7 protein-coding genes are annotated in these 12,246 nt (G+C 63.6%); 1 reads left to right on the forward strand and 6 read right to left on the reverse strand.

Features of this window, described 5'->3' with window-relative positions; genetic code table 11:
- Window positions 1–62 precede the first annotated feature (62 nt).
- The 6 genes from AT984_RS17785 to AT984_RS17810 all read right to left on the reverse strand — a co-directional run bounded on the left by AT984_RS17785 (window position 63) and on the right by AT984_RS17810 (window position 9,953).
- On the reverse strand, window positions 63–1,751 hold the full coding sequence (locus AT984_RS17785) for a SulP family inorganic anion transporter (RefSeq protein ID WP_058721249.1): 1,689 nt from the start codon (window positions 1,749–1,751) through the stop codon (window positions 63–65).
- A 17-nt stretch (window positions 1,752–1,768) separates the two neighbouring features.
- Window positions 1,769–3,883: a diguanylate cyclase gene (locus AT984_RS17790; RefSeq protein WP_058721250.1), complete on the reverse strand. Its 2,115-nt coding sequence runs from the start codon at window positions 3,881–3,883 to the stop codon at window positions 1,769–1,771.
- On the reverse strand, window positions 3,880–6,030 hold the full coding sequence (locus AT984_RS17795) for a GGDEF domain-containing protein (protein WP_058721251.1): 2,151 nt from the start codon (window positions 6,028–6,030) through the stop codon (window positions 3,880–3,882). The genes AT984_RS17790 and AT984_RS17795 overlap by 4 nt, the downstream gene beginning before the upstream one ends.
- Before the next feature lie 230 nt (window positions 6,031–6,260).
- Complete coding sequence (locus tag AT984_RS17800; RefSeq protein ID WP_058721252.1) at window positions 6,261–7,952, reverse strand: ABC transporter ATP-binding protein; 1,692 nt, start codon at window positions 7,950–7,952, stop codon at window positions 6,261–6,263.
- Between the two features lie 7 nt (window positions 7,953–7,959).
- Window positions 7,960–9,006 carry an ABC transporter permease gene (locus tag AT984_RS17805; RefSeq protein ID WP_257721163.1) on the reverse strand — a complete coding sequence of 349 codons (1,047 nt, stop codon included), beginning with the start codon at window positions 9,004–9,006 and terminating at the stop codon, window positions 7,960–7,962.
- An 8-nt stretch (window positions 9,007–9,014) separates the two neighbouring features.
- On the reverse strand, window positions 9,015–9,953 hold the full coding sequence (locus AT984_RS17810) for an ABC transporter permease (RefSeq protein WP_058721254.1): 939 nt from the start codon (window positions 9,951–9,953) through the stop codon (window positions 9,015–9,017).
- A 285-nt stretch (window positions 9,954–10,238) separates the two neighbouring features.
- Here AT984_RS17810 and AT984_RS17815 point away from each other — a divergent pair, with 285 nt between their 5' ends.
- Window positions 10,239–12,149 (forward strand): ABC transporter substrate-binding protein, encoded by a 1,911-nt coding sequence (locus AT984_RS17815; RefSeq protein WP_231741455.1) that lies wholly within the window; start codon window positions 10,239–10,241, stop codon window positions 12,147–12,149.
- Window positions 12,150–12,246 lie beyond the last annotated feature (97 nt).

A 12,246-nucleotide genomic window follows, 5' to 3' on the forward strand; every position in this document is an offset into this window, starting at 1 on the left:
ACTGAGCCAGACCCTCCGCGCACCCCGTCACGCAAAACCCGCTGAACCAGTAGGCGCCCGAACTAGATCACCGGGCTCGGGTCATCCCGCATGGGGCGCTCACCCTCGACCATGCCCTGGTGGTAGCTGAGAAAGACCTGGCCCTCAAACCACTCTTGCCAGCCGCCGGCGCGCAGGCGGTCCAGCACGGGGCCTTTGACCTCGGAGAGATCCAGGCGCACGCCCTGCAACTTCAGGGTCGCTTGCAGTTCCCGCAAGGCTTCCAGGCCGCTGAAGTCAATGCTGTTGACCGGCGACATCATCAGCAAGACCCGGCGCGCCTGCGGCTGCCCGGCCAGATAGCCCTGCACCACATCGCCCAGGCTGCGCGCATTGGTGAAGAGCAAGCTCTCGTCGATGCGCAGGCCCAGCACATCGGCCTGCAACTCCACCGCATGGCGCTCGACATTGCGGTAATGCTCGGTGCCGTAAACGCGGCCGAGCTGGGCCACATGAGGCCGGGCGCTGCGCTGCAAAAGCAGGGCGATGGAGCCCAGCACACCTAGGCCTAAGCCGACCGACAAGTTCACGCCCAGCACGGTCAGCGTCACCAGCAGCATCAGCAGCGCCTCGGGGCGTGCATAACGCCAAGCCTGGCCGAATGGCTGCAGCTTAAGCCCCGACAACACAGCCACCAGAATCGTGGCCGACAGCACGGTCTTGGGTAGCCAGGCCAGCACATCGGCCAAGAGCCACAAGGCCAGCAACATGAACACCGCCACCAAGGCGCCGGCCAAGCGGGTCCGGCTGCCCGCGTCGTGCAGCAAAACGCTGCGCGAAAAACTAGCCGCCACCGGCATGCCGCCACTGCACGCAGCCATGCAATTGGCCAAGCCCAGGGCGCGCAACTCGGCCGCCGCATTGATCCGCTCACCGCGCTTGCGCGCCAGCGATTCAGCCACCACGAGGCTGCTCACATAAGCCATCAGCGCCAGCAGCAGGGCATTCGGCAGCATGTCCCACCACAGCGCAGCGTCCAGCCGCGGCAGGCTCAAGCCCAGCGTCAGCGACGGCAGGCCGCCCAAAAGGCGAACACCAAACGAAAGCGCATCAAGCTGCCAGGCCAGCAACATGGCGCCCAGCAAAAGCACCAGTGGGGCCAGCCGCGCCAAGGCTCCCGGCAGCCAGCGGCGCGCGGCCAGCAAGAGCGCGCAGGTCATGATGCCAAACGCCAGCGTCGGGCCATGCCAGCTCACACCATGCGCCCAGACCTCCCGCAGCAAGGCGGGCACATCCGCGCCCTGCACCGGGCTGCCGATCAAGACCGGGATTTGGCTCAGCGCGATGCTCAAGGTGGCGCCGGTTTCGAAGCCATGCAGCACCGGCACCGACAGCAAGGAGGCCAGCGCATGCAGGCGCAGCGCCGCGGCCAGCAGCAGGATCAGGCCCATCTCGGCCGCCAGCACCAGTGCGCCTTCGCTGGGGCTGACCCCGGCGGGCAGCTTGCCCAGGGTCTGCGCGATCATCAGCGCCAGCACCGCCACCGGCCCCACGGCCAGGGCCGGGCTGGTGCCAAGTGCGGCATAGGCCAGCAAGGGCAGCAAGCTGGCATACAAACCCACCTGCGGCGGCAGGCCGGCCAACATCGCGTAGGCCAGGCTTTGGGGAATCAAGAGCACGCTGACCACAAAGGCGGCCAGCAAGTCCGCCGACCAAGTTTGCCTATGCTTTTCGAGCATGCCGCTGCGCCAGGCGGCCAGTTTTTGTTTCATGCGGCCATTGTCCGGTTTTATCCGGCCTGGGGCCCACGCACCTCGCTCAGCCTGACGCGCGCGGCGCTGCAGGCAGCATCAAAATCGGCCTCGATCTGAGACAGGTCTTTGCTGTCCTCGGCCAGCACGCTTTGAATGCCCATGGCGCGGTTGCGGCCCTTGGCCTTGGCACAGTACAGCGCCATATCGGCCCAATTGACTGCCTGCTCCCAATGCAAGGCCAGGCCGGTCGGCGGCAAGGGGAACTGGGCAAAGCCGATTGAGGCCGTCACCCGCAACTGCCCCTTGGGCACGGCCACCGGGCTGCCGCCCACGCTTTGCAAAATGCGCTCGGCCAGTTGGCCCAGGCGTTCCAGCGTGACGTCGGCGGCGTAGATCAGAAACTCTTCACCACCCCAGCGCACCACCAGATCGTCCTGGCGCACCGCATGGCTGATGCGCCGCGCCACCTCGCAAATCACCACATCGCCAACGGCATGGCCATGCTCGTCATTGACATGCTTGAAGTGGTCGATGTCAATCATCAGCAAGGCGCCGCTGAAACGCTCGCCCGGCTTCGCCGCCATCACGCCGAGGAAGTGGCGGCGGTTGGCCAGATCGGTGAGCGGGTCACGTTCGCTCTGAGCCCGCAGCAAGGCCTCGTTGGCCTTCAAGCGCTTATTGGCCGCGCGCACTCGCCGCACCATCACCGTGGTCAGCAAGAGCGACAGCAGCAAGAGCGCCGCCACCGCCACACCCACCTGGGTGACCAGGCTGCGGTTGTTCAACTGCCTGTCCTTGAGCGCGTTGTCGCGTGCCAGCAGCTCCAACTCGCTTTGCTTGCGCTCGCTGTCGTACTTGACCTGCAACTGCTTCAGCGCTGAGGCGCGATAGATGGCGTGCACCTCGGCATTGAGCTTGCGTTCGGCGTGATAGACCTCGATGGCCTTCTTGGCCTGCCCGGCGGCGGCCCAGGCCTCGCCTTCTTCGCGCAACTCGGCCAGACGCATACCCTGGTCGGTCTGGCCCTGACGCAAGGCCTCAGCACGCGCCATTTGCGGCCGGGCCTGGTCAAACCTGCGCAACATGATGTAGGCCACCCCAAGGTTGTGGCGTAGGCTGCGTTCGGCGGCCAGGTCTTGGAACTGCAGGGTCAGTGGCAGGGCTTGGTAGGCCCATTTGAGCGCCAGCTCGGGCTGACCCCGGTGCAAATAGTTGTCGGCCAGAGAGACCTGAATCCGCGTCACCACACGCACGGCATCGGCCTGCTGTGCAAACACCAGTCCTTCTTCTAGCGCCTTGAGTTGTAGCTTGGGGTCGCCTTGCTGGGCCGCCAACGCGCTTTCATAAATCTTCGCGTGGGCCATGGCCACGGGGTCGCCCTGCGCGGTTTGCAAGGCACGCACCATCCAGCGCCTGGCCGCTGCGACCTGCTGCTGCATTTGGCTATTGCGCGCCAAGCCGCCCAGGCTGAGCACCCGCAGCAAGGGGCTGTCGCCCACCTCGGCCAGCGCCAGAGCGCGCATCTCCGTGGCCTCGGCAAAGGGCAGCGCCCCTTGTTGGTTCTGCTTGCGTTGCAGGATGCGCAGCGCTGCCCACATGGCCCGGAAGTCACAGGCATTGCTAGCAACGCTGGCGCGCAAATCGTCCGCAGGGCAGCTTCGCTCCAGGGTTGCCACAGCAGTCTGGGCGAACTCGATGGCCTGCTCTGGTTGGCCTTGACGCTCCAGCAACTCGGCGCGCAGCAGGGCCACATGGCCGGCAAAGCCCGGCACAGCGGCCAACTCGGTGACCAAGGCCTGGGCTTTGGCAAAGTTGCCACCGAACACGGCGATACGGGCTTCGGCAAAGCGCAGTTGCAGCGCACGATTTGGGTTGGCAGGCTCGGGCGGCAGCTGCTGCAAAGACCGCAGGGCTTCCTCCGGCCGGTCATAGGCGCGCCAGACCAGCCGCAAGAGCTGGGCCTCCAGCACCGGCTCCAGCCGCAATTCGGCCGGTGGCTGAGCCGCCGCGGCACTGGCCGCGCTTGCCGTGTTAGTCGCAGCGGGGCCGCTTGCAGGGCTGGGCCCGGCCGCCAACAAGGCCGCCGGCCAGAACGCCAGGGCAAAGGCCAGTTGCCGCACACGCCGCCCGCCTTGCAAAGCCTGCCTCATGCCGGCACCTCCGGCGACGCCACCGGCCCATGCAGAGTCTGCACGCTGATATGCCCGGCCTGCCAGGCAGCTTCCATCTGCGCAGCCAGGGCTTGCAACTCGGGCTCGTCTTTGGCTTGCATGCTCTCGATGCCATAGGCCTTGTTGCGGCCGTGCGCCTTGGCCATATACATGGCGGTGTCGACCAGGTCGATGGCGCGCTCCCAGCTTGGCAGCAAGCCATGCGGCTGCACCGGCAAGCTGGCAAAGCCGATCGAGGCGGTGACATGAATGCTGTCGCGGCCATGCTGGATGGGCTGGCTGGCTATCAAGTCGAGCAGGCGTTGCGCCAACAGCTTGGCATCCGTCGCCTCATGGGCGGCCACCAGAATCAGGAACTCCTCGCCGCCCCAGCGCACCACCAGGTCAAGCTCGCGCAAGGCAGCGGTCAAGCGCTTGGCCACCTCGATCAAAACAGCATCACCCGCGGCATGGCCAAACACATCGTTGATGCGCTTGAAATGATCGATGTCGATCAGGAACAAGGCGCCGCTGAACTGCGGCTGGCCCTCGCCGCGCTGGATCACGGCCTGGAAATGCCGCCGATTCGCCAAGCCGGTCAGGGGGTCACGCTCACTCTGAATCTTCAAGGCCTCATTACTGCGCGCCAGCGCCTGATTGGTCTTGCGAATGCGTTGGTAGGCCAGACCCAGCAAGACCGATGACAAAACCACGCAAGCGCCCACCGCGGCCCAGAGCTTGAGCTGCAGATCGCGCGCGCGCAGGCGCTCGGCTTTGAGGTTGTTGTCACGGCCCAGCAGATCCAGCGCCTTGCTACGGCGCTCGTCGTCGTAACGGGCATCCGCTTCCAACATGGTCTTGCGGGTGTCTTCCCGAAACGCTTCATCGGACCAGCGCCGGTGCTGCAGATAGGCCTCGATGGCTCCGCTGGCGTCGCCCGCCCGGTCCAGGTAACCGCCCAGCTCCAGCCAGCCACTGGCCGCCTCGCTGATAGCGCCGCTCTTGTTATCCAGGGCGATGGCCTGGTGCACTTCGCGCCGGCCTTCCTCGACGCGCTTCAGGGCAATCTTGGCAAAACCGGCGTTGTAGCGCGCCACCACCTCAGAGTCGCGGTCATGACTGGCCAGCGCCAGCGGCAAGGCCTCCTCGGCCGCCTTGATGGCCTCGGCGTAGCGGCCCATGCTCAGCATCACGTCGGCGCTGTTCGCCAGGGCCAGCGCCAGCAACTTGTCAGAGCCCACCTTGCGGGCGTTGGCGATGACTTGCGCCGAAGCCTGGCTGGCTTGCTCGAGATCGCCACGCACCGTGAAAGCAATGGCCCGCGAGTTGTAGACGGTGTAAAGCAAGACCGGGTCGGGGTCCTTCATCGCCTCAAGCAGTGCTTCATCGGCCAATTGCTGAGAGCGTTCGAGTTGCTGGGCGCGGGCACAAAGGGTGGAAAGCACCGACAAAGTGACGGCCCGGCGCCAGGGCTGGCCCATTCGATCGGCAATTTTCAAGCCCTCCAAACCGGTTGCAATCGCCCCGTCGAAATCGCCCACATCGGCCTTCTCAATGGCCAAAAAATGGTGGAAACGCTGCAGCATCGGCTTGGGCATCTGGCTGTCCAGAAAAGCCGGCAGCGCATTCATGGCACGAATGGCTTGCAGCCTTTCGCCCTTTTTCGACAGCGTCAGGGCCTGCAAAAAGCTGTGCGCCATTTCGGCCAACTCGCGGCTCGGCCCCTCGGGCCAAGCGCGCAGGGCAGACAGCATTTGCTCAGCCAATTGCTGATCTTTGAGCGTCGCAGCTTGGTCACCGCGCAGGGTCAGGATACGCAGGCGCTCGACACTGCCAGGGGCACTGCGTGCCTGCAGCTCGCTCAGCAAGGACTCGCTGCGGGCGTAATTGCTACTCCCGAGCCGCTCCACCGCTTCAATTTCCCGCTGCAACTCAGCATCGTCCGGCTGCTTAAAAGCCGAGCTTGCAGCTTGCCCTTGCTGCAATTGAGACGCCCCGGTCGGCGCCGCCTCCTGCGGCCCGCAACCTGCGCTCAGCAAGGCCAGGCTCAGCAGGGCGCCGCGCAGGCCGCCACTCGTCCAACGGGGCGATAGTTCCCCCGAGACGCGTGCCCCCTTCGATTCAAAGTCCCAGCAAGCCATGCTCATTCGCAGTTTTATCGGCAGCGATGCTTGAATCTTGACCACTCAGCCATGCGCTCAAACGTGACGTAATGATCAAAGCAATCATCAACTTGCATGGTAGGTCACGCCAGCACCAGATATGGGCGTCGGCGCAAGCTTCTACGGGTTTATCGCGAAGAATCACCGCGCAAAACCATGAAAAAAGGCGGCACCAGTGCCGCCTTTGATCTTGCTCTCTGAAAGCAAGCGTGGACTTAAGCCGCGTTCGCAGTCACTGCCGCCGGCTGATAGCCGCGCGGCACGGCGCCGAGCAGGCGGCGTGTGTACTCTTGCTTGGGGTTTTTCAGCAAGGCCTGGGTTTCGCTTTGCTCCACCACATCGCCGTTTTGCATCACCAGCACTTCATCGGAGATGAACTTCACCACAGCCAGGTCATGGCTGATAAAGATGTAGGACAGGCCGAACTCGTCCTGCAAATCCTTCAGCAGATTGAGCACCTGGGCCTGCACCGACACGTCCAGCGCCGACACCGATTCGTCCAGCACCAACACCTCAGGGTTGAGCGTCAGGCAGCGGGCGATGGCAATGCGCTGGCGTTGACCGCCCGAGAACTCATGCGGGTACTTGCCCAGCACCGAGTCATCCAAGCCAACCTTCTTCAACAAGGCGCTGGCGCGGGCCAGGCGTTCCTCGTGGTCCTTGCCGATATTGTGGATTTCCATCGGCTCGACCAAGGTCTGGGCGATGGTGAAGCGCGGGTTCAGCGAGGCATAGGGGTTCTGGAACACCACCTGGATGCGGCGGCGCATTTGCTGCCAGTCCGGGCCGCTCATCTTCAACAGGTCTTTGCCTTCGAACAGCACTTCGCCGCCGGTGGGCTCATGCAAGCGCAGCAGGGTCAGGCCCATGGTGGTCTTGCCCGAGCCGGACTCGCCCACCACGCCCAAGGTGTAGCCCTTGCGCAGCTTGAAGTTGACGTCCTTGACGGCCACGAACTCCTTTTTGCTGAACAGGCCGGACTTGAAGAAAAAGCTCTTCTTCAGGCCCTTGGCTTCCAGAATCACCGGCGCGTTGGGGTCTTTGCGATTGACGGCCGCCGTGGCCACGCGGCCGGCAATGTGATCGTCGATCACCATCAGGCGGTCGGGGTTCTCTTCCAGCGAGGGGCGGCAGGCCAGCAAGGCCTTGGTGTAGCTGTCTTGCGGGCTCTTGAAGATCTGCGCCACGGGCGCCTTCTCGCGGATCTCGCCATGGCGCATCACCACCACTTGGTCGGAGATTTCACCCACCACACCCAGGTCATGCGAGATGAACAGCAAGCTCATCTTGTGCGTTTCCTTGAGCTTGGCCAGCAACTCCATCACCTGGCGCTGGATGGTCACGTCCAGAGCAGTGGTGGGTTCGTCGGCGATCAGCAGCTTGGGTGAACAAGCCAGGGCCACAGCAATCATCACGCGCTGCTGTTGGCCGCCCGACATCTCATGCGGGTAGCTGTGCAAGCGGCGCTTAGGGTCGGGGATGCCCACTTCGTTGAGCAATTCCTCGGCCCGCACCAGGGCCTGGCGCTTGCTCATGCCCATGTGCTTGATCAGCGACTCCATGATCTGGTCAGCCACGGTGAACACCGGGTTGAGCGAGCTCATCGGGTCCTGAAACACGCAGGCGATCTCGCGGCCGCGAATGCCTTGCAACTCGCTCAGCGAGGTCTGCAGCAGGTCCCGACCCTGGAACAGGATCTTGCCCTGGCGTTCGGCGTTCTCGGGCAACAGGTTGAGGATGGACATGGCGGTGACGCTCTTGCCCGAACCCGACTCGCCCACCAGGGCGACGGTGGAATTTTCCGGCACGTCAAAGCTGACGCCTTTGACGGCCAGGGTGCGCTGCATTTGGCCGTTAGCACGGCCCATGCGGAAAGCGACTTTGAGGTCTTGAATACTCAACAACATTTTCAAATCACTCCAGGCCGCGCAGTTTGGGGTCCAGCGCATCCCGCAAGGCATCGGTAAACAGCGCAAACGCGGTCACGAAGATGGCCATGATGGCCGTCACCGCCGCCAGCTGCCACCAGTAGCCCAGGATCAGCTCGCTCTGCGACTCGCTCAGCATGGTGCCCCAGGAAACCTGGTCCACGCCCACGCCCAGGCCGAGGTAAGACAGGATCACTTCGCTCTTGATGAAGCCCACCACATGCAAGCTCAGCTGCACCAGCGCCACATGCGAGACATTGGGCAAGATGTGCTTGAACATGCGCGAGAACTTAGAAGCGCCAATCGCCTCCGCCGAGCGCACATATTCGCGCACCGAGTGCTTCATGAACTCGGCACGAATCAGGCGGTAAATGCCAGTCCAGCCGGCCAGTCCCAGAATCATCACCACCGACAAGACACCGCGGCCAAAGATCACCGCGAAGGCGAAGATCAGCAAGATGCTGGGGATGGCAGTGAAGACGTTATAGACCCACTCCAGGAAGTCGCCCACCTTGCCGCCGAAGAAGCCCGACAAGGCGCCCAGCACGGTGCCGATGATGGTGGCCACCACGGCCGCCAGCACGCCCACCAAAATGGACACCTCGGCGCCCTTGATCACCTTGGCCAGAACATCACGGCCCAGGCGGTCGCCGCCCAGGGGCAGGGTCTCGGCCTTGACCGTCACCTCGGTTTTGTAGGCCTTGGCGCGCTCTTCCCACTCGGCATATTTGGGCGCCAGCGGGTCGATATCGCTCAGGTCCACATTCGGGCCTTTGGGCGCCACCAGGGCGCCTTGCGCCTCAGCAGGGGCCGGGCCCATGAAGGTTGGCGGCGCATTCGGCACGCCCACTTCCTTTTGCCAGTTCTTGGCGACCAAGCCGGTGCTGGAGGCGATCACCAGCAGCAGGAAAAAGCCCACCACCACCATCGAGACCATGCCGACTTTGTCGCTGCGCAGACGGCGCCAAGCGGCGTGCCAGACGCCCTCAGACTTGTTCACGGCCTTGGGCGCCGCCTTGTGATTGGATGACAAAACCGCACTCATTTAAGCACCACCCGTGGGTCGACCAGCTTGTAGAGCAAGTCGGTAATCAAGTTCACCACCATGGTCAGGAAGGCGATGTAGATCGCAAAGGCCTGAATCACGGGGTAGTCGCTGCGGTTCACCGCCAGCAAGATCTCACGGCCCAGGCCGGGGATGGAGAAGAACACTTCCAGCAAGAAGCTGCCCACGAACACGCCCGGCAGTGCCACCGAGATATTGGTCATGATGGGAATCATGGCGTTGCGCAACACATGCTTGAGCAAAATGGTGCGCTCGGTCAGGCCCTTGGCGCGCGCGGTGCGCACATAGTCGTGGCCGATTTCGTCCAGGAAGAAGGTGCGATACAAGCGGGTGTACGGCGCAATCGCCACCGCCACCGCCACAAAAATAGGCAGGGGCGCGTAGGTGGTGAGGTTGGTCCACACGCTGTCCGTCCAGCCCTGCACCGGGAACCAGCCCAGGCGGAAGGCGAACACGTACTGGCCCACGATCACATAGACCAGCAGCGAGATCGACACCGCGATGGTGCTGACGATCATCACCGTGCGGTCGGTCAGGCTGCCGCGCACATAGGCCACGGCCAGGGCGAAAGGAATCGCCAGCAACACTTCCAGAATCAGGATGGGCAGCATCACGGTCAGCGTCGCAGGCAGGCGGCTGGCGAACAGGCTCGAGACCTGCTCGTTGGTGGCCCAGCTCTTGCCCCAGTCAAAGGTGACGATCTGCTTGATGAAGATCCACAGCTGCTCCCACAGCGGCTTGTTCAGGCCCAGCTGCTCGCGGATGGCGTTGATCTGCTCGGGGCTGGCGTTCAAGCCGCCCATGATTTCGGCCGGGTCACCGCCGAAGAATTTGAAGAGAAAGAACACCAGCAGCACGACCCCCAACAGGGTCGGAATCATTTGCCACAGGCGCCTGAACAGATAGGCCACCATTACTACGGATCTCCAAGAAACGACCGTGCGCTGGCACGGCGGTGAGTCTGAACCCGCTTGTGATGGGCCCTGAGCTCGAAAAAGGGGGTCGGGAAAGAAATGTGGCGCGAGTCTAGTCGAATGAAGGCGCGAGCTGCCCTGGCATTTGTCCGGTAGCCCGCAAATAAAGGGCCTAGCGGGCGTAGTGCGCCCACTTCGCCGGCGCCGCCGCCGTAGACTGCGCGTTTGGCGAGGCGGTCCAAAAGAATGCCCGCTCCTTTTTTGTCGTTCCAGGAACCGAACATCGTGATTCACGCCACCACGGCCCATCCGGCCAGGCCCCGGCCTTTCCTCTTGCGCCAGCGCTTGACCGCCTTCGCTACCGTCCCGGCTCTCGCCTTGGCCACCGCGCTTTGCGCACTGTCCAGTGGCAGCGTGCAGGCGCAAGCCACAGAAGCGCAAACTCAGGCCAAGCCGGCAGCGGCACAAAAAGTTCTGCGCTACGCCTTCCGCGTGGCCGAAACGGGCTTTGACCCGGCGCAGATCTCCGACAGCTATTCCAAGAACGTCGCCGCCGCCATCTTTGATGCGCCGCTGCGTTTTGAATACCACACCCAGCCCGCCAAGCTGCGCCCCAATGTGCTGGTGGCCATGCCCGAGGTGTCGGAAGACTTCAAGACCCTCACGTTCGAGCTGAAGCCCGGCATCTTCTACAACGATGACGAGGCCTTCAAAGGCAAGAAGCGCGAGCTGACGGCGGCAGACTACATCTATTCCATCAAGCGCCACTACGACCCGCAGTGGAAGAGCCCGAATCTGTATCTGCTCGAGAACGTGCAGATCCTGGGCTTGTCCGAACTGCGCCGTGAGTTGATGCAGGCCAAGAAACCATTCGACTACGACCGCCCGGTGGCGGGCCTGCAGCAGCTCAGCCGCTACAAATTCCAGGTCAAGCTGGGCGTGGGCGACCCGCGCTTCATCAACCAGTTTGCCGACGCCGGCTTCCTCGGCGCGGTGGCGCGCGAGGTGGTGGAGTTCTACGGCGACAAGGTCATGTCGCACCCGGTCGGCACCAATGCCTGGGCCTTGGGCGAATGGCGCCGCAGCAGCAAGATCGTGCTGGAGAAGAACCCCAACTTCCGCGAAGAGTTCTACGCCGAAGTGCCCCCGGCAAACAATCCCGAGCTGGCCGCTCAGGTCAAGGCCCTGCAAGGCCGCCGCCTGCCCATGGTGGACCGGGTCGAGATCGCCATCATCGAAGAGGCGCAGCCGCGCTGGTTGTCCTTCGTCGGCAAAGAGGCAGACCTGATCCTGGAAACGCCGTTTGAGTTTGCTGGCATCGCCTTCCCCGGCAACAAGCTGGCCCCCAATCTGGCCAAGCAGGGCATTCAGATGACCCGCTTCATCTACCCCGAGGTGGCCTTCTCCTATTTCAATATGGAGGACAAGACGGTGGGCGGCTACACGCCCGACAAGGTGGCGCTGCGCCGTGCCATCAGCCTGGCCATGGATGTGGACAAGCAGATCCGTCTGGCCCGCCGCGGCCAAGCCGTGCCGGCCCAGGGCTCGATGCCGCCGGGCGTGTTTGGCTATGACCCGGCCTTCAAGTCAGAGATGAGCGAGTTCAATCTGGCCAAGGCCAAGGGCTTGCTGGACCTCTACGGCTATGTCGACAAAGACGGCGACGGCTGGCGCGATATGCCCGACGGCTCGCCGCTGCGCATCGAGTACGCCACCCAGCCCGATAACACCAGCCGCCAGCTGATCGAGCTGTGGCACAAGGGCATGGACGCGCTGAAGGTGAAGATGGTGTTCAAGTCTGCCAAATGGCCGGAGAACCTCAAGAGTGCCAATGCCGCCAAGCTGCAGATGTGGGGCGTCAGCTGGGTGGCCACCGCACCCGATGGCGACACCTTCCTGGCCTTGGGCGATGGCGGCGCCAAGGGCAAGGCCAACAAGGCTCGCTTCGACCTGCCGGCCTTCAACGCGCTCTACAAACAGCAAAAAGCCCTGCCCAACGGCCCCGAACGCCTGGCCGTGATGCAAGAGGCGCAGCGCCTGATGGTGGCCTATATGCCCTACAAGATGGATCTGCACCGCGTCTTCACCGACCTGGCGCAACCCTGGGTCAGGGGCTATAACCGCAACGTCTTTATGCGCGAGTTCTGGACCTATGTGGACATTGACACCGAAGCGCTGAAGGCCGCTAACCCCTAAACCATGCGTGCACGGCGCCCCGTAGCCCGCGAGCACCGCGGGAGAATCAGCCCGCATGGCTTGCGGGCCGCGGCGCTTGTTTTGCTTGCATGGCTAG

The sequence above is a fragment of the Paucibacter sp. KCTC 42545 genome (assembly GCF_001477625.1).
GTDB lineage: Bacteria > Pseudomonadota > Gammaproteobacteria > Burkholderiales > Burkholderiaceae_C > Paucibacter_A.